Annotated in this window: 21 protein-coding genes; 16 read left to right on the top strand and 5 right to left on the bottom strand. The window is 70.6% G+C overall.

Translation table 11 applies throughout. The features are described 5' to 3' along the window. Positions 1–90 precede the first annotated feature (90 nt). Positions 91–792: a hypothetical protein gene (locus LPA41_RS09950; protein ID WP_229069793.1), complete on the bottom strand. Its 702-nt coding sequence runs from the start codon at positions 790–792 to the stop codon at positions 91–93. 142 nt (positions 793–934) lie between these two features. Here LPA41_RS09950 and LPA41_RS09945 point away from each other — a divergent pair, with 142 nt between their 5' ends. From LPA41_RS09945 to LPA41_RS09890, 12 genes are all read left to right on the top strand, one after another. After that, complete coding sequence (locus LPA41_RS09945) at positions 935–1,819, top strand: NAD-dependent protein deacetylase (RefSeq protein ID WP_374238137.1); 885 nt, start codon at positions 935–937, stop codon at positions 1,817–1,819. A 112-nt stretch (positions 1,820–1,931) separates the two neighbouring features. Then, positions 1,932–2,936, top strand: coding sequence for a LacI family DNA-binding transcriptional regulator (locus LPA41_RS09940; protein WP_229069792.1), 1,005 nt, complete (start codon positions 1,932–1,934; stop codon positions 2,934–2,936). Between the two features lie 147 nt (positions 2,937–3,083). After that, positions 3,084–4,775, top strand: a complete 1,692-nt coding sequence (locus LPA41_RS09935) for an ABC transporter substrate-binding protein (RefSeq protein WP_229069791.1) — start codon at positions 3,084–3,086, stop codon at positions 4,773–4,775. Positions 4,776–4,839: 64 nt separating this feature from the next. Beyond that, positions 4,840–5,931 (top strand): ABC transporter ATP-binding protein, encoded by a 1,092-nt coding sequence (locus tag LPA41_RS09930; protein ID WP_229069790.1) that lies wholly within the window; start codon positions 4,840–4,842, stop codon positions 5,929–5,931. Further along, positions 5,928–6,908: an ABC transporter permease gene (locus LPA41_RS09925; protein ID WP_229069789.1), complete on the top strand. Its 981-nt coding sequence runs from the start codon at positions 5,928–5,930 to the stop codon at positions 6,906–6,908. Before LPA41_RS09930 ends, LPA41_RS09925 begins: the two co-directional genes overlap by 4 nt. A gap of 3 nt (positions 6,909–6,911) precedes the next feature. Next, entirely contained in the window at positions 6,912–8,021 is a 1,110-nt protein-coding gene (locus tag LPA41_RS09920; protein ID WP_229069788.1) for an ABC transporter permease, read from the top strand. Next, positions 8,018–9,028, top strand: coding sequence for an ABC transporter ATP-binding protein (locus tag LPA41_RS09915; protein ID WP_229069787.1), 1,011 nt, complete (start codon positions 8,018–8,020; stop codon positions 9,026–9,028). The genes LPA41_RS09920 and LPA41_RS09915 overlap by 4 nt, the downstream gene beginning before the upstream one ends. 55 nt (positions 9,029–9,083) lie before the next feature. After that, complete coding sequence (locus LPA41_RS09910; protein WP_229069786.1) at positions 9,084–10,400, top strand: GH1 family beta-glucosidase; 1,317 nt, start codon at positions 9,084–9,086, stop codon at positions 10,398–10,400. Continuing rightward, a complete protein-coding gene (locus LPA41_RS09905; RefSeq protein WP_229069785.1) occupies positions 10,397–11,224 on the top strand; it encodes a bifunctional 2-polyprenyl-6-hydroxyphenol methylase/3-demethylubiquinol 3-O-methyltransferase UbiG in 828 nt (275 codons plus the stop codon). The genes LPA41_RS09910 and LPA41_RS09905 overlap by 4 nt, the downstream gene beginning before the upstream one ends. A gap of 47 nt (positions 11,225–11,271) precedes the next feature. Then, on the top strand, positions 11,272–11,472 hold the full coding sequence (locus LPA41_RS09900) for a hypothetical protein (protein ID WP_229069784.1): 201 nt from the start codon (positions 11,272–11,274) through the stop codon (positions 11,470–11,472). Between the two features lie 163 nt (positions 11,473–11,635). Then, positions 11,636–12,598, top strand: coding sequence for an aldo/keto reductase (locus LPA41_RS09895; protein WP_229069783.1), 963 nt, complete (start codon positions 11,636–11,638; stop codon positions 12,596–12,598). A gap of 1,068 nt (positions 12,599–13,666) precedes the next feature. Next, positions 13,667–14,212 (top strand): hypothetical protein, encoded by a 546-nt coding sequence (locus LPA41_RS09890; RefSeq protein ID WP_229069782.1) that lies wholly within the window; start codon positions 13,667–13,669, stop codon positions 14,210–14,212. Between the two features lie 128 nt (positions 14,213–14,340). Here LPA41_RS09890 and LPA41_RS09885 read toward each other — a convergent pair whose 3' ends face one another. The 3 genes from LPA41_RS09885 to LPA41_RS09875 all read right to left on the bottom strand — a co-directional run bounded on the left by LPA41_RS09885 (position 14,341) and on the right by LPA41_RS09875 (position 19,673). Continuing rightward, positions 14,341–16,860, bottom strand: a complete 2,520-nt coding sequence (locus LPA41_RS09885; protein WP_229069781.1) for a DNA topoisomerase (ATP-hydrolyzing) subunit A — start codon at positions 16,858–16,860, stop codon at positions 14,341–14,343. A gap of 10 nt (positions 16,861–16,870) precedes the next feature. Further along, complete coding sequence (locus LPA41_RS09880) at positions 16,871–18,952, bottom strand: type IIA DNA topoisomerase subunit B (RefSeq protein WP_229069780.1); 2,082 nt, start codon at positions 18,950–18,952, stop codon at positions 16,871–16,873. A gap of 112 nt (positions 18,953–19,064) precedes the next feature. Next, positions 19,065–19,673, bottom strand: coding sequence for an adenylate/guanylate cyclase domain-containing protein (locus LPA41_RS09875; RefSeq protein ID WP_229069779.1), 609 nt, complete (start codon positions 19,671–19,673; stop codon positions 19,065–19,067). A gap of 244 nt (positions 19,674–19,917) precedes the next feature. Between LPA41_RS09875 and LPA41_RS09870 the strand changes: the two genes are divergently transcribed. From LPA41_RS09870 to LPA41_RS09860, 3 genes are all read left to right on the top strand, one after another. Further along, on the top strand, positions 19,918–22,734 hold the full coding sequence (locus LPA41_RS09870) for an AAA family ATPase (RefSeq protein WP_229069778.1): 2,817 nt from the start codon (positions 19,918–19,920) through the stop codon (positions 22,732–22,734). 175 nt (positions 22,735–22,909) lie between these two features. Further along, positions 22,910–23,680 carry a DUF5995 family protein gene (locus LPA41_RS09865; RefSeq protein WP_229069777.1) on the top strand — a complete coding sequence of 257 codons (771 nt, stop codon included), beginning with the start codon at positions 22,910–22,912 and terminating at the stop codon, positions 23,678–23,680. Between the two features lie 351 nt (positions 23,681–24,031). Beyond that, positions 24,032–25,036: a glutathione S-transferase family protein gene (locus LPA41_RS09860; protein ID WP_229069776.1), complete on the top strand. Its 1,005-nt coding sequence runs from the start codon at positions 24,032–24,034 to the stop codon at positions 25,034–25,036. Between the two features lie 12 nt (positions 25,037–25,048). On the opposite strand, the gene LPA41_RS09855 is transcribed toward LPA41_RS09860, so the two are convergent. After that, on the bottom strand, positions 25,049–25,537 hold the full coding sequence (locus LPA41_RS09855) for a MarR family winged helix-turn-helix transcriptional regulator (protein ID WP_229069775.1): 489 nt from the start codon (positions 25,535–25,537) through the stop codon (positions 25,049–25,051). Between the two features lie 78 nt (positions 25,538–25,615). On the opposite strand from LPA41_RS09855, the gene LPA41_RS09850 reads away from it, so the two are divergent. Continuing rightward, a complete protein-coding gene (locus LPA41_RS09850; protein WP_229069774.1) occupies positions 25,616–26,881 on the top strand; it encodes an EamA family transporter in 1,266 nt (421 codons plus the stop codon). Positions 26,882–26,974 lie beyond the last annotated feature (93 nt).

Raw genomic sequence — 26,974 nt, 5'->3', positions numbered from 1 at the left:
CGCCTCCTTACCCCAGGACAGCCCGGAGGTCACGTTACCCGGGCCACCTGTGTGGCCGAGCGGGAACGGTAGGGGTGTCCAGGGTGGACCTCACGCGGTGGCCGGCAGTTCCGCCCCGGTCCACTGCTCGGACCACCACTGCTGGTCCGCGGACTCGTCGGCGGCGCCGCGCAGCCGGGCCGCGGCGGCTTCGGCGCGCAGGTCACGCAGCGTCTCCGCGGCGGCCTCGGCGCTGCGCCACGCGGCCTGCTCCGCCTCCACCGCCCGGCGGTACGCCGCCAGCCGGTGCGTGCGGGCGGCGGCGTGCAGCACCGCCTCCTGCTGGACCGGGTGCAGGCGAGGGTTCCAGCCGCGGTGCGCGAACACGTCGTTGAGCTGGGCGATCGACAGGTCGTGGGTGCGGCACAGCTCGGTGGCCGCCCGGTGCAGGTACCGCTGCCGGTCGACGTTCTCGCCGGGCTTGCGCTTGCGGCTCATCAGCGGGAACGCGGTGGCCGCACCGATCCGGCGGGCGGCGCGTTCCGCTTCCTCGTACGCCGACCAGGCCTTCTCCGCCGTCTCCTGGGCGGTCAGCCACTCGGCACGACGCCGGTCGGCCGCCACGGCCGCCTCGGCGGCGGCGTTCTCCACCTCCACCGCGTACGGATTGTCGTCCGGCTCCGGCTGTGGCACGGCCAGGCGGCGGGGCAGCCGGGCGCCCACCACCGCCACGGCGAGCAGGAGCAGGATCGTCAGCCAGATCGCCGCTGCCTGCGGCACGACGCTCAGAAAGCTCTGCAGTGCGGAATCCATGGAAAACCCCCAGGTGGGACACGGCCGCGTGGGAGCCGCGATCACACCGCTCAACCTACTAAAGCCCTGGTGAACGCGCACCGGACAATGAGGTCACGCACACCCGTACGGGTTTGCCCGGCGGTCACCCGGACGAGGGACCATGGGTGTCATGGACCTTCAGATGGTGGAGCAGGTGGCGCGGCTGGACGCGTGGATCGCCGAGGGCGGCGTCACGGTGCTCAGCGGCGCGGGCCTCTCGACCGACTCCGGGATCCCGGACTACCGGGGCCCGTCCGGGTCGGCCCGGCGCGGCACCCCGATGACCTATCAGACCTTCACCGGGGACCCGCTCGCGCGCCGTCGCTACTGGGCCCGCAGCCACCTCGGGTGGCGCACGATCGGTGACGCCCGGCCGAACGACGGCCATCGGGCGGTGGCCCGCTGGCAGCAGCTCGGCCTGCTCTCCGGGCTGATCACGCAGAACGTGGACGGCCTGCACCAGGCCGCCGGCGCGACAGGCGTGGTGGAGCTGCACGGCAACCTGTCCCGGATCGTCTGCCTGGACTGCCGGGAGACGACCTCCCGCGTCGAGCTGGAGGACCGGCTGACCGCGGCGAACCCGGGCTTCGCGGCGGTGGCCACGGTGATCAACCCGGACGGCGACGTGGAGCTGGACGACGCGGAGCTGGACGGGTTCGCGGTGGTGGACTGCCGGTCCTGCGGCGGGGTGCTGAAGCCGGACGTGGTGTATTTCGGCGAGTCCGTGCCGGTGGACCGGGTGACCCTGTCGTTCGAGCTGGTGGAATCGGCCCGCACGCTGCTGGTTCTCGGCTCCTCGCTGACCGTGATGTCGGGCCGGCGGTTCGTGCTGCGCGCGGTCCGGGAGGGCGTCCGGGTGGCGATCGTGAACCGGGGTGTGACACGCGGTGAGCCGTACGCGGACCTGGTCGTCGACGCACCGCTCGGAGTGGTGCTGCCGAACCTGGCCGGGGATACCGATAACGACCGATTTGTAAACTCGGTTACCGTCTCGAAACCTAATTAGATCTCGACGCACATTGACGTGACGGCCCTCACTGAGGTTGACTGCCGGAACCGGTACCGAAACCGGTTCCGAAACCTCGACGCAACTGCGTAGATACATCCGCGGAGGAGCAGTGCCGATCACTATCGCCGATGTGGCGGCCCGGGCCAAGGTCAGTAAGACCACGGTTTCCCGGGTGCTGAACGGCAAGGGTGAGCTCGACGAGACGACCGCCGCGCGGGTGCGCGCGGTCATCGACGAGCTCGGCTACGTTCCCAGCGCACGGGCGGTCAACCTGGCCCGCGGGCGCACCCGGGTGGTCGGCATGCTGGTGCCCTCGCTCACCTGGCCCTGGATGGGCGAGGTGCTGCAGGGCGCGGTCGACGTGCTCGAGGCCGAGCACTACGGCCTGCTGCTCTTCACGTGCAACCGCGGCGACGACTCGATGCGGCAGTTCGCCGCCCAGGTCGCCGCCAAGTCCTTCGACGGCCTGCTGGTCATCGAGCCGGAGGGCACGCTCGACTACATCACCACCCTGCACGCCCGGGGGCTGCCGATGGTCCTCATCGACGATCGCGACCAGATCTCCGGCGGCACGATGGCGACGATCGGGACCACGAACCACACCGGTGCCGCCGACGCCGCGAACCACCTGCTGCAGATCGGGCGCCACAAGCCGCTCGTGATCACCGGGCCGTCCCGCTTCGGCTGCACCCAGCAGCGCACCGACGGCTTCGTCTCGGCCTACGCCGACGCCGGCTTCCCCCTCTCGCCCGACCGGATCATGCTGGGCGACTTCAAGGTCGGTTCCGGTGTGGACAACGTCCGGCGCGCGATCGAGACGGGGATGGAGTTCGACGCGGTCTTCTGCCACAACGACCTCTGCGCGTTCGGCGCCATGCGGGCCGTCCAGGACAGCGGCCGGCGCGTCCCCGAGGACGTCGCGGTGGTGGGCTTCGACGACATCCCGATGGCCGCGCACGCCAAGCCGTCCCTGACCACGGTCCACCAGCCTCTGCGGGAGATGGGCGAGGCGGCGGCACGCACGCTGCTCGCCCACTTCGAGGGAGCCCCGCTCCCGAACCGGCCGACCATAATCCCGGCCACCTTCACCATCCGTCAGTCCACCGCACCGTAGATCACACACCCCACATCCACCGGCCGCTATGACGGCCGGGACATCGCGACACCCAGTGACCGGTCTTGGCCGGCCGCGCGGTACCGCACGCCCTCCGGGCACCCCTCTCACCCCTTCACCCGCGAGAAAATTCCGAGGAGTTTAGCGATGCAGAGAAGGAAACTGTTCGCGGTCGCCCTGGCGGGTGTGCTCGCCACGGGCGGGCTGTCCGCGTGCGGTGACTCGCCCAACGCCAACAGCAACAAGAACGCGGCGAACGGCAAGCAGGCCGACTTCCTCTCGATCGGCATGCCGAACGGCACGGTCACCGAGAGCAACAACCCGTTCGTCCAGACGTCGGCGGCCGCCTCGCTCGGCTACCGCTGGATGATCTTCGAGCCGCTCGGTCAGTGGAACAACACCAAGCCGGCCGACCCGCTGACGCCGTGGCTGGCCAGCGAGATCAAGTGGTCCTCCGACTACAAGACCGTCGACCTGGTGATCCGGGACGGCGTCACGTGGTCGGACGGCAAGCCGCTGACCGCCGAGGACGTGGTCTACACCCACAACCTGATCAAGAGCAACGACGCGCTGAACCTCTTCGCCATTCCGTACGACCAGATCACGGCCGACGGCAACAAGGTGAAGATGACCTTCAAGTCGTCGCAGTTCACCACGCACCACAAGGTCATCGGGCAGACCCCGATCGTGCCGAAGCACGTCTGGGAGAAGATCTCGGACCCGGCGACCGACACGATCAAGGAGCCGGTCGGCAGCGGCCCGTACACCTTGAAGTCGTTCAGCCAGCAGGCGACGATCCTTGCCGCTCGAGAGAGCGGTTACTGGGGCACCCAGCCGAAGGTGAAGGAGCTGCGCTACACCTCCTACGCCGACAACAACGCGCAGGCCACGGCCCTGGCGAGCGGCCAGTCGGAGTGGAGCTTCGTCTTCATCCCGAACTACGAGCAGACCTTCGTCGCCAAGGACCCGGCGAACTACAAGGTCTGGGCGCCGGGCGTGCTGGGCATCCACGGCCTCTACCTCAACACCACGAAGAAGCCGTTCGACGACCCGGCCCTGCGCCGCGCCATGAACATGGTGATCAACCGCAACGACATCTTCGTGCAGGCCGAGGCCGGCTACTTCCACCCGGAGATCAAGAGCGTCACCGGTCTGCCGGAGGGCGCGGGTGACGCCTACATCGCCGACGAGTATAAGGGCAAGACCTTCTCGGTCGACGTCGAGGGCGCCAAGGCGCTGCTGACCCAGTCCGGCTACAAGCTGGAGGGCAACGTCCTCAAGGACAAGTCCGGCAAGCCGGTCACCATCAAGCTCACCGACCCGGCGCCGTGGTCCGACTACCAGACCTCGCTCGAGATCATCAAGAGCAACCTGGCCGAGATCGGCATCGCGGCCACGGTGGAGAAGCCGAACCAGAACGTCTGGGACGCGAACGTGCAGAAGGGCGACTTCGAGGCCACCATGCGGTGGACCAACGGTGGCTCGACGCCGTTCGACATCTACCAGACGGTCATGGACGGTGACCTGATGAAGCCGATCGGCACCGCCGCCCAGCAGGGCAACTTCGGCCGCTTCGAGAGCCCGGAGGCGACCGCCGCCCTCAAGGCGTACTCCAACGCGACCGACGACGCGGCCCGCAAGATCGCCCTCGCCACGATCCAGAAGATCTTCGTGGAGCAGGCCCCGATGCTGCCGGTCGGCTCGGACAACGTCGGCGCCGCGTACAGCACCAAGAACTGGGTCGGCTGGCCGACGGACGCGGACTCCTACGCGCCCGCACAGCCCACGCAGGCCGCCTCTCTGATGGTCGTCCTGAAGCTCCAGCCCGCCAACTCCTGATCGCCGAGCGGGCGCCCCGGCACGCCGGGGCGCCCGTCTCACCCCCGCACAAAAGGAACCCGGCATGACGTCGATCCCCGACGCCAAGGCGCCGGCCGGCGAGGTGGTGCTTGAGGCGATCGGCCTGACCAAGCACTTCCCCGTCCGCCGGCGGCTACGCGACCTGTTCTCGAAGCGGCACGACGCGGTGCACGCCGTCGACGACGTGAACCTCACCCTGCGACGCGGCCAGGTGGTCGCGCTCGTCGGCGAATCCGGCTCCGGCAAGTCCACAGTGGCCCGGCTGCTGGCCCAGCTCTACCCCCGCACCGGCGGCGACATCCGGCTGCACGGCGAGTCGACGAAGGTCACGTCCGGCGCGGCGTTCCGCAGGTACTGCGCGCAGGTCCAGATGATCTTCCAGGACCCGTTCGCCTCGCTGAACCCGGTGCACACCATCCGGTACCACCTGAGCCGCTCCCTGCAGATCCACGGCAACGCCGGTGACGATCTCGAGGGTGCGCTGCACGAGCTCCTGGAACGGGTGAGCCTGACCCCGCCGGAGCGGTACCTGGACAAGTTCCCCCACGAGCTTTCCGGCGGCCAGCGGCAGCGGGTCGCCATCGCCCGCGCGCTCGGCGCCCAGCCCGAGGCCCTGCTCGCCGACGAGCCGGTGTCCATGCTGGACGTCTCGATCCGCCTCGGCGTGCTGAACCTGCTGCGCGACCTCAAGGAACGACTGAACCTGGCGATCCTCTACATCACGCACGACATCGCCTCGGCCCGGTACTTCGCCGACCGGACGATGGTGATGTACGCCGGCCGGATGGTGGAGGGCGGTGACTCCGAGACCGTCACGCAGTCGCCGGCTCACCCGTACACCCGGCTCCTGATCGAATCCGCGCCGGACCCGGACCGGCTCGCCGGTCTCTCCGAGGCCGCAGGCGAGGACCGGGGCAACGGCGAACCGCCGAGCCTGATCAACCCGCCCAGCGGATGCCGCTTCCACCCGCGCTGCCCGGCCGCGATGCCGCGCTGCTCCGCCGACCTGCCGGTCCCCCTGGAGATCGGTGACGCGCCCGGTCACTGGGCCGCCTGCTGGCTCTACGACACGAGCGAGAACAACCGGAGCCAGAACGACAAGAGCTCGGACGACAAGAGCGAGGTCGCACGGTGAAGTACTTCCTCCAGCGCCTCGCCTTCTACCTCTTCACCGCCTGGGCCGCGGTCACGCTGAACTTCTTCATCCCCCGGATGATCCCCGGCGACCCGGTGCAGTCGCTCGTCACCAAGTACCAGGGTCAGCTGAGCAGTCAGGCGATCGAGGCGCTCTACGTCCTCTTCGGGCTCGACAAGGACGCCAACATCTGGCAGGAGTACGTCGCCTACTGGAAGCAGCTGTTCTCCGGCGACCTGGGCCTGTCGTTCACGTTCTTCCCGACCCCGGTCTCCGAAATCATCAGCTCCAGCCTGCCCTGGACGCTCCTGCTCGTCGGCATCACCACGGTGATCAGCTTCTTCCTCGGCACCGGCCTGGGCATCCTGGCCGGCTGGCGCCGCGGCTCGTGGACCGACGGTCTGCTGCCGGTCACCACGTTCCTCTCCTCGGTGCCGTACTTCTGGCTCGGCATCATCGCGATCTACCTGCTCACCGGCCCGGACAGCTTCTTCCCGTCGTCCGGTGGCTTCGACAGCGGCCTGGTGCCGGCCTGGGACCAGTACTTCATCCCGAGCGCCATCCAGCACAGCCTGCTGCCCGCGCTCACCATCCTGATCTCCTCGGTCAGCGGCTGGATCCTCAGCATGCGGAACATGATGGTGACCGTCGCGTCCGAGGACTACATCACCGTGGCGCACGCCAAGGGCCTCACCGACCGGCGGGTGGCGATGAGTTACGCGGCCCGCAACGCGCTGCTGCCCAACGTCTCCGGCTTCGCGCTGTCCCTCGGCTTCATCGTCGGCGGCACCCTGCTCGTGGAGATCGTCTTCTCCTACCCGGGCGTCGGCTTCCAGCTCTTCCAGGCGCTCGGCGCCTCGGACTACCCGCTCATGCAGGGCATCTTCCTGATCATCACGATCTCGGTGCTGGTCGCGAACCTGCTGGCGGACATCGCATACCTGCTGCTCGACCCGCGCACCCGCAAGGAGGGCTGAGCTTTGACCATCCCCACCTCCAGCATCGAGCAGGTCATCCCGGCACAGGGTGCGATGGCGCAGCCCGAGACCGGCAAGCCGACTAAGGCGAAGCGGCAGCGCTTCCGGTTCGTCGCCAACAAGAAGGCGGCCACCGGCCTGGTCATCCTCGGCATCTACGTGCTGCTGGCGATCATCGGGCCGTGGATCGCGCCGTACGACCCGGGCGCCCGCGGCAACGACCTGGTCCAGCCGCCCTCGACCGAGCACTGGATGGGCACCACCCACCTCGGCCAGGACGTCTTCAGCCAGCTGCTGACCGGCACCCGCAGCGTCATGTTCGTCGGCTTCTTCGCCGGCATCGTGGCGACCGTGCTGTCGGTCCTGATCGGGGTCACCGCCGGCTACGTCGGCGGCAAGACCGACGAGGCCCTCTCGGCCATCTCCAACGTCTTCCTGGTGATCCCGGCCCTGCCGCTGATCATCATCATCACCTCCACCCTGGAGAGCGCCGAGGACTGGCTGATCGCCCTGGTCATCGGCCTCACGTCCTGGTCGTGGAACGCCCGGGTGCTGCGGGCCCAGACGCTGTCGCTGCGCCGGCGCGACTTCGTCGAGGCGGCCCGCGCGACGGGCGAGCGGACCTGGCGGGTGATCGTCTTCGAGCTGCTGCCGAACCTGACCGCGGTGATCGCCTCCGGTTTCGTCGGCACGGTCATCTTCGCGGTGCTCTCCGAGATCACCCTGGCCTTCATCGGCGTCACGTCGGCCACCACCTGGAACTGGGGAACCATCCTGTTCTGGGCGCAGGGCCAGCAGGCGCTCGCCCAGTCGGCGTGGTGGTGGTTCGTGCCGGCGGGTCTGGCCATCGCGATCCTCGGCACCTCGCTGTCGCTGATCAACTTCGGGATCGACGAGTTCGTCAGCCCGCGCCTGCGCAGCGCCGGCAAGACGAAGCTGAAGACCGCCGACGGCAAGACGGTCCGGATGCGGATCGGCTTCACCCCGGTCCTGAACAACTCGGCCGCGCCGCACACGCACGCCACCCCGACACCCGTCGTACCGACCCCTGTCGCCCCGACCCCCGTCGTCCCCGCACCGGCCGACCCGCAGCAGAAGGAGGTCGCGCCATGAGTGAGCCCGTCCTCGAGATCCGGAACCTCAACGTCGCGTACGGGCTGGGCGACCAGGCGGTCCGCGCGGTCCGCGACGTCAACCTCACGCTGCACCGCGGCGAGGTGCTGGGCCTGGCCGGCGAGAGCGGCTCCGGAAAATCCACCCTGGCGTACGGGCTGACCCGCCTGCTCCCGCCGCCCGGCGTGATCACCGGCGGTGAAGTGATCTACCACCCGGACGGCGGCGAGGCGTACGACGTGCTCGCCCTCTCCGACGCGGCGCTGCGCCGGTTCCGCTGGAACGAAACGGCGATCGTGTTCCAGGGCGCGATGAACTCGCTCAACCCGGTGCACAAGATCTCCACGCAGCTCACCGACGTGCTGAAGGCGCACGACCCGCGGATGAGCGAGCACAGCCGCAACGCCCGGGCCCGGGAGATGCTGAAACTGGTCGGGATCTCGCCGGACCGGATGGACGCCTACCCGCACCAGCTCTCCGGCGGCATGCGGCAGCGCGTGATGATCGGCATGGCGCTGATCCTCCAGCCGCAGGTAGTGATCATGGATGAGCCGACCACCGCGCTCGACGTGGTGATGCAGCGGCAGATCCTGGGTCAGCTCATCGAGCTGCGGGAACGGCTCGGGTTCTCGGTCATCTTCATCACGCACGACCTGTCACTGCTCGTCGAGTTCTCCAACCGGATCGCGATCATGTACGGGGGCCGGATCGTCGAGGAGGCACCGGCCGCCGCGATCTACCGGGACGCGCTGCACCCGTACTCCGCGGGGTTGCTCGGGTCGTTCCCGGCCCTGCGCGGCCCGCGCCGTGAGCTGACCGGCATCCCCGGCTCCCCGCCGGACCTCAAGGGCATGCCGACCGGGTGCTCGTTCCACCCGCGCTGCCCGAAGGCGTTCGACCCGTGCGCCGGGAACATCCCGGTGCTCGGCCGTCCCGGCACCCCGGACGGCGCGACCCGGTCGGTCGCCTGCTGGTTGCACCCGACGGCTCAACCCGTCGGCCGATAGCCGTGGGCCGGTCCTCTGCCGTCAGGACCGGCCCACCTTTACGTAGGGATGAAGTGTGACATTCACGTGGGGAGTGGCCACCTCGGCCTATCAGATCGAGGGCGCCGCGGCCGAGGACGGGCGCACCCCGTCCATCTGGGACACGTTCGCCCGGGACGTGGTCGGCGAGACCGGTGACGTGGCGTGCGACCACTACCACCGGATGCCGGACGACGTGCAACTTGTCAAGAGTCTCGGCGTGGACGCGTACCGCTTCTCGGTCTCCTGGCCGAGGGTGCAGCCGCGCGGCCGAGGTCCGGCCAACCAGGCCGGACTCGACTTCTACGACCGGCTCGTCGACGAACTGCTCGGCGCCGGGATCGACCCGTGGCTGACGCTCTACCACTGGGACCTGCCGCAGGAACTGGAAGACGCCGGCGGCTGGCCGAACCGGGACACCGCCTACCGGTTCGCCGAGTACACGGGCCTGGTCCACCAGCGCCTGCACGACCGGGTCCGCAACTGGGGCACGGTCAACGAGCCGTGGTGCGTGGCCTACCTGGGGTACGAGCACGGGGTGCACGCGCCGGGCCGCAAGGACTTCCGGGCGGCGCTCGCCGCGACCCACCATCTGCTGCTCGGGCACGGGCTGGCGACGGCCCTGATCCGGAAGCCGGGGACCGTCGTCGGACCGGCCCTGAACATCGGGACGGCCACCCCCGCCTCCGACGACCCGATCGACATCGCCGCCGCCCGGCTCGCCGACGGCATGGGGACCCGGATCTTCCTCGACCCGATCGCGCGCGGCGCCTACCCCGGCGACGTGCTGGAACACCTCGCCGCCCGCGGCCACGGACTCCCGATCCGGGACGGCGACCTGAAGATCATCTCGGCGCCGATCGACATCCTCGGCGTCAACTTCTACTTCGGACAGGACTTCGCCGGCCGCGACCTCGACGGCAACACGGTCGACGCGGCCGGGCTGCCGATCGTCCGCGAGATCATGCCGGACGTGCCCCGGACCGCGCTGAACTGGCCGATCACGCCGGACCGGTTCACCACGCTGCTGCTGCGGCTGCACCACGACTACGGGATCCCGCTCGCCGTCACCGAGAACGGCGCGGTCTACGACGACCGGCCCGACGACACCGGCTACGTGGCCGATCACGAGCGGACCGCGTATATCGCCGCGCACGTCGACGCGGTTTTCGCGGCCCGCGCCGCCGGTGCCGACGTGCGCGGCTACTTCGCCTGGTCACTGATGGACAACTTCGAATGGGCGGAGGGGTACGCGAAACGGTTCGGCCTGGTCCACGTCGACTACGAGACGCAGGTCCGGACCCCTAAACGGAGCGCGCTCTGGCTGCGGGACCGCGTACGCTCCGGCGCATGACCGAGTACCTCGACATCAACCGCGCGAACTGGGACGAGCGCGCACCCGCACACGCCGCATCCCCCGACTACCACGTCGAGGACTTCGCGACCGACCCCGCGTACCTGAGCGAGGTGGTCCGGTTCGACAGGCCGCGCCTCGGTGACATCACCGGGCTGCGCGGCGTGCACCTGCAGTGCCACATCGGTACCGACACGGTCTCGCTGTCCCGGCTCGGCGCCACCATGACCGGCCTCGACTTCTCCGGCGCCTCACTCGACCAGGCCCGGACCATCGCCGAGCGGGCCGGCGCCAAGATCCGGTATGTGCGGAGCGACGTCTACGCCGCGCGCGACGTCCTCGACGGCGAGTTCGACCTGGTCTACACCGGGGTCGGCGCGCTCGGCTGGCTGCCCGACATCCGGCGCTGGGCGCAGACCGTGGCGTCCCTGCTCGCCCCCGGCGGGCGGCTCTTCATCCGGGAAGGACACCCGGTGCTGTGGTCCCTCGACTACGACCGCACCGACGGGGTGATCGCGCTCGCCGAACCGTACTTCGAGCAGGCGGAACCACAGATCTACGACGAGCCCGGCACGTACGTGGCGAGCGACCACCAGTTCCAGCACACCACCACACACGAGTGGAACCACGGGCTCGGCGAGATCGTCACCGCTGTCCTCGACGCCGGCCTGACCCTGACCGGGCTCGACGAACATCAGTCCGTGCCGTGGGAGGCGCTGCCCGGCCGGATGCACCCCGTCGGCGGCGGCGAATGGCAGCTGATCGAGAAGCCGGAACGGCTGCCGCACACCTACACGCTTCAAGCCCGCCGTTTAGAGAACTGACGCCACGGGGTATCTGCCGCCCAACCCGGAGGCGAAGGAGAACCCCGATGCGGATCGGCGCGGTCATAGTGGTCATCTGGCTCGTGCTCGGCGTCGTCGCGGCGTACGAGCGTGGCTATTTCAAGGACAGCGGCGACGCGAGCTGTGCCGAGGCGGGCACGGTCATCGTCACCACGGTCGCCGGCCCACTCAACTGGATGGGCGTCAACCCCAAGATCACTTGCGACGTACCGGAACCGAGCAAGTAGGCGTACCCCCTCTCTCGCGAGCCCTCTCTCGCAAGTCTCTCGAAGGAAGCGGATCGCGCGGCAGTCAGCCCGCGCCTTCCGCTTCCTTTTTGCTGTTCGGGGCTTCACCTTTTGCTGTTCGGGGCTTCACCTGGAGCGCGCTCCAGGTCCTACCGTCGACGCCATGCAGATCAGAGGATTCGGCAGACTCGGACGGATCAGCGCGCTCACCCTCGGCGGCGGCGGACTCGGCGGCGTCTGGGGCAGCACCGACCGCGCCGAGGCGGTGTCCACCGTGCACGCCGCCCTCGACGCCGGGATCACCATGCTGGACGTGGCGCCCAGTTACGGCGGCGACTTCGAGTCGGAACGCGTCGTCGGCGAAGCCCTGCGGCAGCGGCCAGCCCCAGACGTTCAGATCACCTCGAAGGTGCAGGTCCACGACGTACCCCCGGGTGGCGACTTCGCCGGCCTGATCGACCGCAGCCTCGCCGGCAGCCTCGAACGCCTCGGCCGCGACCACCTCGACCTGCTCCTGCTGCACACCCAGATGCTGCCCCGCGACGGCTCGGCCACCGCCGGCGGCACCATCCACTGGGACTCCTACCGCGACGCGGTGGTCCCGCACTTCGAACGCCTCCGCGACGCCGGCACCATCCGCGCCTGGGGCATCACCGCCGTCGGCCACCCGGCACCGGTCCTCGACGCGCTGCGCACCGACCCCCGCCCCGACGCCGCCCAGATCATCGTCAACCCGCTCGACATGAACGGCGACATGTGGATCTACCCGGACGCTCCGTCCACCAACGACGAACTCGTCCGGGCCGCCTCCGCCGCCGCCATCCCCGTCCTCGCCATCCGCGCCGTGGCCGCCGGCTCCCTCACCGACACCCTGGACCGCGACCTCCCCGCCACCCACCCGGCCGCGGCCGACTACGCCCGCGCCGCCCCCTTCCGCAAACTGGCCGCCGACCGCGGCGAATCCGCGGCCTCCCTGGCACACCGTTACGCCCTGGCGGTTCCGGGCGTCGCCAGCGTCATCCTGGGCGTCAAAAACCGCACCGAACTGGCCGAATGCCTGGAGGCCGAAGCCCGCGGCCCGCTGCCGGCGGACGAGGTGGCCGAGCTCCTGGCGCTCCGCGCCTGACCCCTGCCTGCATACGGCCTCGGACCGCCGCCGGCGGTTCGGCCTGTGGCTCCCAGGCATACGGCCTCGGGCCTCCCAGGCGTACTGCCTCGCGCCGCCGCGCGTACGGCCTCGGGCCTCCGCGCGTATGGCCTCGGGCCGCCGGGCGTACGGCCTCGGGCCGCCGGGCGTACGGCCCCCGCCTGCCGGGCTTACGGCCTGTGGCTCCCAGGCGTACGGCCTCGGGCCGCCGGGCGTACGGCCTCCGCCTACCAGGCTTACCGCCTGTGGCTCCCAGGCGTACTGCCTCGAGCCACCGGGCGTACCGTCCCCGCCTGCGGGGCTTACGGCCTCCGCCTGCCGGGCGTACGGCCTCCGCCTGCGGGGCTTACGGCCACGGGCGTCCGCCAACGGGGGCGGCGGACGCCCGGATTCGTCACGCGCCGCGTCTCACTCGCATGATCGCCAGGGATGGCGGCACCCAGCGAGCTTGCGCGCGTTGTTGATCTGCTAGCGATGCAAAATCGCTGTGATCATGGGCCTATCACCGCGATTTTGCATCGCTAGCAGATCAACTTCTCGCCCGTGGACGGCCCGTCCGGCATCATCGGGGTCCGAGGACGGCCAACTGGGGGTGATTTGCGCGGTATCGACCGGGTCGCGATCTGGCGAGCGGCGGCCGCGGGCGCTGCGCGGGCGATGACGGCGGGACGCGACCTTGCGAGCGGCGGAAGCGGCTGACACGCAGCGGCAGACGGCGGGTCGCGACCTCGCAGACGGCGAACCCGGGTGACATGCAGCGGCAACGGCGGGTCGCGAACTCGCGAGCAGCGAACCCGGGTGACACGCAGCGGCAGACGGCGAACCCGGGTGACACGCAGGCGGCGACGGCGGGTCGCGAACTCGCGAGCGGCGGCCGCCGGGACGGGAGCGGAGGCCTGCTTCACCGGGGCGATCGTTATTCGGCTGGGAACGGCATGGACACCGGTCGTTACGCTCGGGTCATCGGTGGTCGCCCTGTGGAGTGCTGGCGAGGGGTGACGCGTTGGTGGGTGGTCGATGATCCTTACGGTGCGCGGGCGTTGAGGCATGGATGTCGAGGAGTACCGGCTTGCCCTGTCGGCCGCTAATCGGCACGGGTGGGCTTTCCTGGCCGCCTACGGGGTGACGTGGCTGGCGAGTGCGGCGGTATGGGCTCGGGCGACGCCACGGACGGCCGCTGTGGTGACGCTTGTCCAGGGTCTGGTGGCGCTGCCTGTGGCCTTGCTGCTGACCATGGTGACGCCGGGACCGCCGCGGCCGAGCATGGAAGCACTCGACTCGCTGTCGATCATCCTGGCGACCGGGCAGCTTCTCGGGTTGCCGGTGGTTGTCTTCCTCGTCATGTCGGAGCGTTACGCCCTGGTGCCGCTCGGCATGGTCGTTTTGCTGGTCGTGCACTTCGCGCCGTACTCCTGGCTGTACGGCACGCCGCTGTACCTGGTGCTGGGCGGCGTCATCGCGATCGCGGCGGCGGTGGTCAGCGGCCGGGCGGAGCGGGACGGCGGGCCAGGGCCGGAAGCCGGGGCCCGCCGGACATGCGCGATGACAGGGGTGCTGATGCTGGCCGGGGCAGCCGTGGCAGCGGCGCTGTGAGCCGCCCGGCACAACCACACTGCCAGCCGCCCGGCACGACCACACCCTGAGCCGGCCGGCACAGTCACGCTCTGAGCCGCCCGGCACGGCCTTCGCGCCGCGCGCGGGGGCCGGCCGGGACGGGTCGGTCAGTCTCGTTCGATCAGGTGGCCGATCAGCTGGGGGCCCATGATGACGGCGGTGCCGGAGCCGTCGCGGCGGGGGTCGGGTTCGGGGAGTTCGACCGGGTCGCCGGTGGCGGAGGCGCCGACCGGGCGGGGGCCGACCCAGGCGACGGCCAGCTGGGTTTCGCCCTTGAGGAAGCGCTGGACGCGGACGCCGCCGGTGGCGCGGCCCTTCGCCGGGTAGAGAGCGAAGGGGGTGACCTTGACCTGGGTGCCGGTGGACGTGACGACCATGGGTTCGCCGTGTTGCGGGTCGGCGGCGGAGACGGCGCCGAACGACAGGACCTCGACGTCGGCGGTGAGGTTGATGCCGGCCATGCCGCCGCCCTTGAGGCCCTGCGGGCGGACCAGTTTGGCCGGGAAGCGCAGCAGTGACGCGTCCGAGGTGACGAAGACCAGGGACTCGGCGCCGTCGGTCAGCCAGGTGGCCTGGAGGACCTCGTCACCCTCCTTGAGGGTGATCACCTCGAATTCGTCGGAGCGGACCGGCCATTCGGGGGCGCACACCTTCACGATGCCGTACTTGGTGCCCAGCGCCAGCCCCGGCGAGTCGGCCCCGGAGAGTGGCGCCATCCCGACGACTTTTTCGCCCTTGTGCAGCGGCACCAGCTCGGAGGCGGACATGCCGCCGCGCAACGAGACGGTGCCGGACTGTTCGGGCAGCACCGGGAGGGTGAGCACGTCGGTCTTGAAGGCGCGGCCCAGGTTGGTGACGAGCAGGATCCGGCCGCGGGCCGTGGAGTGGATGATCGCGCGGACCGCGTCGTGCTTGACCCGGCCGCTGCGTCGGCGCGCCTCGGTGCTCTCCTCGCTCTCGGCCGCGGTCCGGGCGATCAGCCCGGTGGCGGAGAGGATCACCTGGCAGGGGTCGTCGGCGACCTCGAGCGGGCCGGCCGGCACGGAGGCGGCGAGCACCTCCTTGAGGTCACCGTCGATGAGCGTGGTGTGCCGCGGGCGGCCGAACTCGGTGGCGACCTCGGCGAGCTCGTCGGAGACGACCTGCTTGAGGACGTCGTCGTTGTCGAGGATCCGGCTCAGGTCGGCGATCTCGCTGCGCAGGCGCTCCTGCTCGGTTTCCAGCTCGATCCGGTCGAACCGGGTGAGGCGGCGCAGCGGGGTGTCCAGAATGTACGACGCCTGGATCTCGGAGAGCCCGAATTCGCTCATCAGGCCGCTCTTGGCGGCGGCCGCGTCGTCGCTGGCGCGGATCAGCGCGACCACCCGGTCGATGTCGATCAGGGCGATGAGCAGGCCGTCGACGAGGTGCAGGCGGTCCTCGCGCTTGGTCCGCCGGTACGTCGTGCGCCGCGTGACCACCTCGTAGCGGTGCTGCACGAAGACCTCGAGCAGCTCCTTGAGCCCGAGGGTCCGCGGCTGCCCGTCGACGAGCACCAGGTTGTTGATGCCGAACGAGGTCTCCAGCGGGGTCAGCCGGTAGAGGTCGGCGAGCAGGGCCTGCGGGTTGACGCCGACCTTGCACTCGATGACGAGCCGGGTGCCGTGTTCCCGGTCGGTGAGGTCCTTGACGTCGGAGATGCCGGCGAGCCGGGCGGCCTGGCGCTGGCCGCGCCGCGGGCCGGAGGTGATCAGCTTGCCCTTCACCTCGTCGGTGATCGCCTCGATGATCTTCTCGGTGCCGACGCCGTACGGCAGCTCGGTCACGGTGATCGCCTGCCGTCCGCGGCCACCCTCGAGCAGGCCGGTCTGCGCGCGGGCCCGCATCCGGACGACGCCGCGGCCGGTCTCGTACGCCCGGCGCACCTCGTCGAGGCCGAGCAGCTGACCGCCGGTCGGCAGGTCGGGGCCGGGCACGAAGCGCATCAGCTCGTCGAGGTCGGCGTCCGGGTGGGTGATCAGGTGCCGAGCGGCCGCCACGACCTCGCCGAGGTTGTGCGGGATCATGTTGGTCGCCATCCCGACGGCGATGCCCGACGTGCCGTTGACCAGCAGGTTCGGGAAGGCCGCCGGCAGCACCTTGGGTTCTTGCTCGGAGCCGTCGTAGGTGGGCTTGAAGTCGACGGTCCCCTCGCCGAGCTCGCCCACCAGCAGCATCGCCTCCCGGGACATCCGGGCTTCGGTGTACCGCGCGGCGGCCGGCCCGTCGTCCGGCGAGCCGAAGTTGCCGTGGCCGTCGATGAGTGGCGTGTTGAGCGAGAAGTCCTGGGCGAGCCGGACCAGGGCGTCGTAGATCGCCACGTCGCCGTGCGGGTGGTACTTGCCCATCACGTCGCCGACGACGCGGGCGGACTTCACGTACGGCCGGTCGGGGCGGTGGTTCTGCTCCGACATGGACCACAGGATCCGCCGGTGGACCGGTTTGAGGCCGTCCCGCGCGTCGGGCAGTGCGCGCGAGTGGATCACCGAGTACGCGTACTCCAGGTAGGAGTCCTCGACCTCGGTGGTCAGCGGGTTGTCGATGACCCGGGCGCCAGGCTGATCGAACGCGGACAGGTCGACGCGGTTCTCGTTCTTGCGGCGTGCCATTGCAGACCTCTCAGGCGTCGATCGTCTCTTGGTCGATCCGGCCGGCTGCCTCGATCAACCAGTTCTTGCGGGGCTCGACACGCTCACCCATCAGCAGCTCGAGGGTGGCCTCGGCGCGTTCGGCGTCCTCGATGGTGATCCGCCGGACGGTCCGTGCGGCCGGGTTCATCGTGGTCTCCCAGAGCTCGTCGGCGTCCATCTCGCCGAGACCCTTGAACCGGGGCACCGGTTTCTGCACCTGCCGGCCGGACCGCTCGATCCGCGTGACGGTGGTTTCCATCTCCTGCTGGGTGTACGTGTAGAGCGTCTCGGAACTGCGCCCCTTGGTGACCACCTTGTGCAGCGGCGGCATCGCGGCGAAGAGCCGCCCGTGCTCGATCACCGGCCGCATGTACTTCGCGAAGAGCGTGATCAGCAGGGTCCGGATGTGCGAGCCGTCGACATCCGCGTCCGCCATGATCATGACGCGGCCGTACCGCATCGCGCCGATCTCGAAGGTCCGGCCGGAACCGGCGCCGAGCACCTGCACGATCGCCGAGCACTCGGCGTTGTCGAGCACCTGCTGCAGGCTGGCCTTCTGCACGTTGAGGATCTTGCCGCGGATCGGCAGCAGCGCCTGGTATTCGGAGCTGCGGGCCATCCGGGCGGTGCCCAGGGCCGAGTCACCCTCCACGATGAACAGCTCGGACCGGTCGATCCCGACGGCGCGGCAGTCGACCAGCTTGGCCGGCATCGACGCGCCCTCGAGCGCGGTCTTGCGGCGGGCGGCGTCCTTCTGCTGTTTCTGGGTGAGCCGGACGCGGGCCGCGTCCACCACCTTCTGCAGGACGGTCCGGGCCTCGGCCTTGGTCCGCCGGTTCTCGATCCACTCCTTGACCCACGTCTCGACCAGGCTCTGCACCACCCGGGTGACGCCGGCCGTGGACAGCTCGTCCTTGGTCTGCGAGGTGAACTGCGGCTCGGGCACCCGCACGTGGATGACCGCGGTCATGCCCTCGAGCAGGTCGTCCAGGACCGGCGGCTCCTCCTTGGGTTTCAGCAGGCCGCGGGTGTTGCGGATGGCCTCGGTGAGCGACCGCACCAGGGCGCGCTCGAAACCCTTGCGGTGGGTGCCGCCGTGCAGGTTGCGGATCGTGTTGGTGAAGCACTCGACGGTGCGCTCGTACCCCGTACCCCAGCGGAAGGCGACCTCGACCTGCGCGTGCCGCACCACGTTGGACTGCATGACGCCGTTGGCGTCCGCCGCGTTCTCCTTGTAGGAACCCTCGCCGGTGACCAGGAGGATGCCGGAGACCGGCTTGTCACCGGCCGGGGTGAGGAACTCGACCATGTCGGTGAGCCCGTTGGGGTAATGGAACGTCTCGGTGACCGGCTCCTCGGCGTTCGCGTCGAAGAGGGTGTATTGCACGCCGGGGACGAGGAACGCGGTGTTGCGCAGCTTGGCCCGCACGGCGTCGGGGTCGAGCCGGGCGCCGGACTCGAAGTACCGGGCGTCGTACCAGTACCTGATGCTCGTGCCGGACGGCTCGCCGCGCTTCATCTTGCGCACGATGCGCAGGCCCGGCTCGCGGGTGAACGCGGCCTGCGGCCCGGGGCCGTCGAAGACGCCCGGCACGCCGCGCTGGAAGGAGATCTCGAAGACCTTGCCGTCGCGCTTGACGGTGACGTCGAAGCGGAGCGCGAGCGCGTTGACCGCGGAGGCGCCGACGCCGTGCAGACCACCGGAGGTCTTGTAGCCGGAGCCGCCGAACTTGCCGCCCGCGTGCAGCCGGGTGAGCACCAGCTCGACGCCGCTGAGGCCGGACTTGGCGTGCACGTCGGTGGGGATGCCGCGGCCGTCGTCGTCGACCTGCACCGATGCGTCGGAGTGCAGCGTCACCGCGATCCGCGTGGCGTGACCGGCCACGCCCTCGTCCGTCGAGTTGTCGATGATCTCGTTGGCGAGGTGGTTGATGCCCCGGCTGTCCGTGGAGCCGATGTACATGCCCGGACGTTTCCGGACAGCGTCCAGCCCCTCCAGGTGCGTGAGGTCGTCAGCCCCGTACAAGGTCTCTGGCTGTGCGGTCACAGGGCAGTACTCCCGATCGGCCATGGGTGGTCAAGACGGCGCGAGCCTACCCGGCGCCTGTGACACTTCTGCCCCAGGCGAGCCAGGTCTCAACCACACCGTGGCCTAAACCGGGATAAACGCGCCAAAAAGCATCCTAGGCTACCGCGGCGAGCTGCGCCGCCTGCGGCTGCAGGGCCCGATAGAGATCCAGCGGATACGGCTTGCCCGGCACCGAGACGGGCGGCAACTCCTGGTACGCGATGAGCGTGTCGGTCACCTCGCGAGTGGCCGAGCAGACCACGACGGTGTCGTGCGGCGCGTACGCCTGCAGCCGCGCCGCCGTGCTCACCACGCTCCCACTGATCATCGCGTACCCGCCGTCGAAGGCCGCCATCGGATCGACGATCACCTCGCCGGTCGCCAGGCCCACCCGGGTCCGGGCCGGGAACCTGCCGGCCAGGAGACGCCCCCTCAACGCCTCCTGGACCGACAGGCCCGCCCGCACCGCCGCAGCGGCCGACTCCGGGCCGAAGCCCCCCTCTTCGGCACCGAACACCGCCATCACCGCGTCACCGACGTACTTCTCGACGATGCCGCCGCAGGCACGCACCACTCCCGACACCGTCGAGAAGTAGTCGCGCTGCAACGCACGGACGTCCGCGCAGTCCAGCCGATCGACGAGCGTGGTGAAACCCACGATGTCGATGAACAACACGGTGACGTCCTGGCGCCGCTCCTGATCGGCGATGGTGATGGCGGTCATGTCCCACGCTCCCCCAGATCACTGAACCCGTCCTCGACGCGGCGAGAAGCCCGGCGCCATCCGGCCCGATGCCAGGTGGAGGAAGGTTCACTGCGTTGACCGGGAGTACGGTGCCAGCCCTGGCGCGGACGCGGATCCGCAGAACGACGTATCTCTGACGGCATCGGTACTCGTCGTTTTTGTGACGCAGAACAGTCCGAACCGACGACAACGTGACAGTCCTGTTCGCATTAGGCTGCCGGTCATGGCCAGCCAGGGGGACGACGGGCCGCTTGTCGGGCGCACCGGCACGCTGGCCGACATTCAGTCCGACCTGCGCAACGTCGGTCCCGGTGGTACGGCAGCGGTTTTCGTGACCGGGGAGAGCGGCGTCGGCAAGAGCCGGCTGCTGCGCGAGACCGCCGACGCGTTGCGCGGTACGGGATTCGCGGTGCTCACCGGAACCTGCCTGGACATCGGCGACGCCTCACCGCTGCACCCGGTGCTCCAGGCGCTGCGCCGGCACGACGGCACCGGGCCGGCCGCCGCGACCGCCGCGGGTGACGCCGGCGCCCTGCTCGACCGGGTCTCGCACGACCTGCGCGCGGTGGCCGGCGACAAGCCGCTGCTGCTCGTCCTGGACGATCTGCAGTGGGCCGACCGCAGCACCCGCCAGCTGCTGCTCTACCTGCTCGCCGGCCTCGGTGACGTGCGGATCTCGGTGCTCGCCGCGATCCGGGCCGAGGCCCTGCACGGCACCCATCCGCTGCGCCGCGTCCTCGCCGAGCTGCGCCGGCTGCGCTCGGTCCGGGTCGTCGACCTGGCACCGCTCAGCCAGGAGCAGACCCACGAGCTGGTCACCGCGATCGCCGGTGCCGACGTGGCAGGTGAGGACGCCGACCGCGTCTTCAAGCGCAGCGGCGGCAACCCGTTCGTGGTCGAGGAACTGGCCCGCGACCTGCGTGACGGCCGGGTCGAGCTCTCCGACACGCTGCGCGAGATCTTCCTGACCAGGGTGGACGAGCTGCCACCGCACGCACACCAGGTGGTGCACGCGATGGCGGCCGGTGTGGAACCGGTCGACCACGCGGTGCTGGCCCGGGTCGTGCCGCTGCCGGAGGACCAGCTGATCGAGGCGGTCCGCGCGGCCGTGGCGCACCGGTTCGTGGCGAGCGACGGCGACGGGTACCGGCTGCGGCACCGCCTGGTCGCCGAGGTGCTCGAGCAGGAGGTGCTGCCGGCCGAGGCGGCCGCCCTGCACCGGCGTTACGCCGAGGCGCTGGAGGCCTCCGGTGACGAGCCGGACCACGCCCGCCTGGCACACCACTGGCAGCGCGCCGGCGTACCCTCGCGGGCCCTGCCCCCGGTGATCGCCGCCGCGCGTTCCGCGGAGGCCCTCTACGGCTTCGCCGAGGCCCACCGCTACTGGTCGATCGCCCTGCGGCTGGTCACCGGCGACGACGCCGAGCGCACCGCGCTGCTGGGCAACGCCGCGGAGTCGGCGCACCAGTGCGGCGAGCACCTGCTCGCGCTCTCCCGGCTGGAGGAGCTGGCCGGCCGTACGGACGCCCCCGGCCAGGGCGAGTTGCACCTGCGCCGGGCCCGGTACCTGGCCGCGGCGGGGCGGACCGCGACCGCCGAGACGGAGTACGAACTGGCTCTCGACGCCCCCGACTGCACCCCGCAGCTGCGCGCCCGGGCCGCCGCGTTCCTCGCCGAGCTGCTGGTCCAGCTCGCCCGGTACGCGGACGCCCACGAGCGGGCCCGCGAGGCGCTGGAACTGGCCGCCGTCGACGGCACCACCGCTGACCTGGTCCGGGCCAGCGCGGCGCTCGGTTTCAGTGCCGCGTTCCGGGAGGACCCCGACGCCGGTCTCGCCGTCATCCGGCACGCCGTGGAGATCGCCGAGCGCTCCGGCCACCCGGACGACCTGGGCGTCGCCTACCTGCACCTGGCCGAGCTGCTGACCGGCCCGTTGAACAACATCGAGGAGGGCGTGCTGGTGGCCCGCCGCGGCGCCGAGCGGCTGGCCGCGCTCGGCGGCGGCCGGACCCATCAGAGCCGGTTGCTCGCGATCGCGGCGAACGGCCTGTTCCGGATCGGTCAGTGGACCGAGGCGGACGCGGTCCTCGAAGCCGGCATGCGGCACCGCCCGTCCGGCGCCGAGGCGGTGGAGCTGCTGCTCGCCCGCTGCCGGCTCTGGGTCGGCTTCGGCGACGTGGACAACGCGGTGCGTGACCTGGACGCGGTCGCCACCCTGCTGGCCGGTGGCGGCGCCCGGCACGTGCTGCCGATGCTGACCCTGCGTGCCGGCCTGGCGATGTGGCGCGGCGAGCACGCCGTCGCCCGGGCCGCGGTCCAGCGCGGGCTGACCGAGACCCGCTCCGACGACCTGGTGCTGCTCGGCGTGCTGGCCTGGCACGGCCTGCGCGCCGAGGCGGAGGCACACGTCGCGGGCAAGCCGGTCGACCCGGGCGCGATCCGCCGGCTGCTGATGGTGCGCGACCGGCTGGCCTCCAGCGCCGGGGGCGCCGGACCGGCGGCGCGCGCGATCATCGACGCCTACCTGGACCTCTGCGCGGCCGAGCTGAGCCGGATCGAGGACCGGCACGACCCGGAGCCGTGGGCGCGGGCGGCGGCGATCTGGGACCGGCGCCAGCAGCCGTACCCGGCGGCCTATGCGCGGCTGCGCCATGCCGAGGCCGCCCTGCAGCGCCGGGTCCGGCGGGCGACGGCGATCACCGGGCTGCGTCAGGCGTACGCCACCGCCACCGCGATGGGGGCCCGCCCGTTCGCCGCCGAGATCGTCGGGATCGCCCAGCGGTTCCGGGTGGCGCTCGCCGACGACATGCCGACGGTGGCGATGGCGGCGCCGGAGCAGCCCGCCGACGAGCTCTCCACCCTCACCGGCCGGGAGCGGGAGGTGCTCGCCGCGGTGGCCGAGGGCCTCACCAACCGGGAGATCGGCGAACGCCTGTTCATCAGCGAGCGCACGGTCGGCGTCCACCTGGGGCACATCTTCGACAAACTTCAGGTGCGTACCCGTGTGCAGGCGAGTCGCGTCTACCTGACAGCGGCCTGACCAGGGATTCGTTATCTGAGCGTTACCGACGTACGCAGAATACGTCGTTCTACCGATCCCCCGGCCCGCGTCCTTTGGAAGGGTGGTCGGCACGGGGGAGCACCACCCGGCGGCACAACCGCCGGGTGGTGCTGGGGGCCCTCCGCTGCACTGCGTCACCCGTGGAGGATCCGTCATGACCCAACCCATCTGGGGCCCCGTCCAGCAGGAGATCTCCGATCTGCTGAAGTCACACCCCGACGACGTGCCCGGAGTCGTCGACCAGCTGGCCCAGCTGCAGGAACTGCTCTGCCAGGTGCCGCCGTTGCTGCAGAGCAACCCGGTCGCCGACTTCAACCAGCTCTACCTGACCATCACCGAGAACGTGCTGGAGCGGCTCTACGCCGGCAAGTTCAAGGACCCGGCGTTCCTGTCCCGGCTGGACGTGGAGTTCGCGGCGCGCTACTTCGACGCGCTGCGCTACTGGAGCGACGGGAGCCCGGCGTGCCCCGGCGTGTGGGCCGGCCTGTTCTGCCGGGTGCCGGGACCGGACGCCCGGCCGCTGCCGTCGGCCGTCGCCGGCGTGAACGCGCACATCAACTTCGACCTGCCGTTCGCGCTCGTCACCACGTTCGACCACCTGGGCAGCGACCCGATCGACGGCAGCGACCAGCACTACGACTATCTGCAGGTCAACGACATCTTCGCGGAGGAGATCCCGGGTCTGCGCCGCGGCTACCTGGACCGCTGGCAGCTGCTCATCGACACGATGAACGGCGACCTGGACGACTGGTGGCAGGGCGAGATGGTGGAGTACACCCGCAACGTGGCCTGGCGCAACGCCCAGAAGATCTGGGCCATCCGGCACGACATGGTCGCGCTGGACAAGCACCGCCGCCGGCTCGACGACACCGCCACCGGCCTGGGCAAGCTGCTGCTCTCCCCGTTCGCCGGCTTCCTGCAGTGAATCGCCGGCTTCCTGCGGTACGAGGGCAGCGCGGCGCTGTGCCCTGGCCGTGCCGCACCACGACGGTAAACCTCGATCGGTGAATCACTCTCGCCATATGTCCGGGAACGTGCTCACTGTCCGGAAAGCGCTCTCCGAACCGTGCTATAAAGACGTTCGTGCGCATCGTCCAAGGACGTCCGGCAGGGTGTCCGCGGACCGGCGGCGATCATGCGCCTCGATGGACGCGAGCGCCGCGGTGGTGAACGTGCGCCGGGCATCGGCCGCCACAGGGACCGGGCGAGGCGTCGCACACGGGGGGATGCCTCGCCCTCCGGGTGGGCTCGGCCGGATTCCGGGTACAGAGCGGGGATGGCCTACGTTAACCCCGCGGGAGAGTTCACCCGCGATCAGCGCTACATCGCCACGCGGATCACCGCGGACGGGCGGGACGGTTTCCCGGTGGAGCCGGGCCGCTATCGGCTCGTGGTGAGCCGGGCGTGCCCGTGGGCGAACCGGGCGATCATCGTGCGGCGGCTGCTCGGGCTGGAGGACGCCCTGTCGATGGGCGTGGCCGGGCCGACGCACGACGAGCGGAGCTGGACGTTCGACCTGGACCCCGGCGGGCGGGACCCGGTGCTCGGCATCGAGCGGCTGCAGGAGGCCTTCTTCGCGCGCTACCCCGATTACGACAAGGGCATCACCGTCCCGGCGATCGTGGATGTGCCGACCGGTCAGGTGGTCACGAACGACTTCCCGCAGATCACCCTGGACATGTCGCTGGAGTGGACCGCGCATCACCGCCCGGGCGCGCCCGAGCTGTATCCGGAACGGCTGCGGGACGAGATCGACGAGGTCAACAAGGTCGTCTTCGCGGACGTGAACAACGGGGTCTACCGGGCCGGGTTCGCCGGGTCCCAGGAGGCGTACGAGAAGGCGCACCACCGGCTCTTCCAGCGGCTGGACTGGCTGTCGGCACGATTGGAGGGGCAGCGCTTCCTGGTCGGTGACACGATCACCGAGGCCGACGTGCGGCTCTTCACCACGCTGGCCCGGTTCGACGCCGTCTACCACGGGCATTTCAAGTGCAACCGGTCGAAGCTGAGCGAGATGCCGGTGCTCTGGGCGTACGCGCGTGATCTGTTCCAGACGCCCGGGTTCGGCGACACCACCGACTTCGTGCACATCAAGCGGCACTACTACGAGGTGCACCGGGACATCAATCCGACGGGCGTCGTCCCGGCCGGCCCGGACCTGCACAACTGGCTGGAGCCGCACGGCCGCGAGGAGCTGGGCGGCCGGCCGTTCGGTGACGGCACTCCCCCGCCGCCGCCGCGCCCGGGCGAGGAAGTGACGCCCGGCCACGGCGCGCGGTGAGGACGGGCGCCGTCAACGGCCGGCGAGCAACTCCCTGAGCAGTTCGGCGAGTGCGGCGCGCCGGTCCGGCGGCAGATGGGCCATCAGACGCTGCTGTTCGGCCAGGCCGGCACCCACGGCCTGGTCGACGGTCGTGCGGCCCTTCTCGGTCAGGCGGACCAGCACGCCTCGCCGGTCGTCCGGGTCCGGGGATCTTTCCACCAGACCGGCGCGTTCCAGGCGGTCCAGGCGGGCGGTGGTGCCGCCGCTGCTGAGCATCATCGACGCGGCCAGCGCGCCGGGTGAGAGCTGGAACGGCGCGCCCGCCCGGCGCAGGGTGGCCAGCACGTCGAACTCGGGGCGGCCGATCCCGAACGGCGCGTAGGCACGCTCGGTGGCGGCCCCGGCGATGCGCGCCAGCCGGTAGATCCGGCCGAACAGGCCCATCGCCTCGGTTTCCAGGTCGGGGCGTTCGACCGCCCACTGGCCGACGATGCGGTCGACCCCGTCGCGCTCTGTCATTCACCCATTGTCTTGATGACAAGCTTCTCGACAAGGTTTATCTTGATGTCGAGATACTTGACGTCGAGGGAGTTGATCGTGAGACGACCGGGCCCACTGCTGATCACGGCGTTCACCCCGATCGTCTGGGGCACCACCTACGCGGTCACCACCGAGTTCCTGCCGCCCGGCCGACCCCTGCTGAGCGGGGTTCTGCGTGCCCTGCCGGCCGGTCTGCTGCTGCTCGCGATCACCCGGGAACTGCCGCGCGGCTCGTGGTGGTGGCGGTCCGCGGTCCTCGGCGCGCTCAACATCGGGATCTTCTTCCCCCTGCTCTTCCTGAGCGCCTACCGGCTGCCGGGCGGGCCGGCCGCGGTGCTCGGTGCGGCCCAACCGCTGCTCGTCGCCGGCCTCGGTGTCGTCCTGCTGGCCGAGCGCGTGTCCCTGCGTACCCTGCTCGCCGGTCTGCTCGGCGCCGCAGGCGTGGCCCTCGCCGTGCTCACCGCCGCCGCCCGCCTCGACCCGCTCGGGATCGCCGCCGGCCTGCTCGGCACCGCGTCGATGGCGGTCGGCCTGGTGCTCACCAAGCGCTGGGGGCGCCCCGGCGTCTCGCTGCTGACCGCGACCGGATGGCAACTCACCGCGGGTGGCCTACTCCTGGTGCCGGTCACCCTGGCGGCGGAGGGCCTGCCCGGGTCGCTCACCGCGACGAACCTGATGGGGTACGGGTACCTGTCGCTGATCGGGACCGCCCTGGCGTACACCATCCTGTTCCGTGGTCTGGAGCACCTGCCGGCCGCGCGGGTCTCGCTGCTCAACCTGCTCTCCCCGCTGACCGCCACGGTGATCGGCTGGGCGGTGCTGAGCCAGTCGCTGACACCGGTGCAGGTGGCCGGGATGGTGCTCGCGTTCGGCGCGGTCGTGTGGGGACAGTCAGCGCAGGTCCGCGTTGGTCACCACGCGGCGGGGAAAGCCGGTGCGGGCGGCCCGCAGCATGCCCCGGCCGATGGCGTCGGTGGTGGTGACCTGGCGCGGCAGGAGCCGGCGCAGCGCCGGAACGAGCGGGGCGGTGAGGCTGTAGAGGGTGTTGTACCACCCGGTCCTCGACCGGGCGCCGTGCGTGGGCTGGATGAAGCCGGGGCGGAAGGCGTACCCGTTCGGGAAAAGCCCCAGGATCTCCTGCTCGGTCCGGCCCTTCACCCGGGCCCACATGAGCCGGCTGTTCGCATCGGTCCCGCTCCCGGAGACGTAGATGAAGGTCATCCGGGGATTCAGAGCGGCAAGGGTACGGGCGGCGGCCATCGGACAGTCGTAGGAGACCCGGGTGTACGACGCCTCGTCCATCCCCAGCGACGAGACTCCTAGACAGTAGAAACAGGCGTCGTAACCGGAGAGTTCGCCGGCGATCGGGCCCAGATCGGCGAAGTCGGTGAGCGTGACCTCGCGCAGCTTCGGGTG

The organism is Actinoplanes sp. DH11, from assembly GCF_020873875.1.
Taxonomy (GTDB): domain Bacteria; phylum Actinomycetota; class Actinomycetes; order Mycobacteriales; family Micromonosporaceae; genus Actinoplanes.
This window is presented reverse-complemented; position numbering and strand designations above follow the sequence as displayed.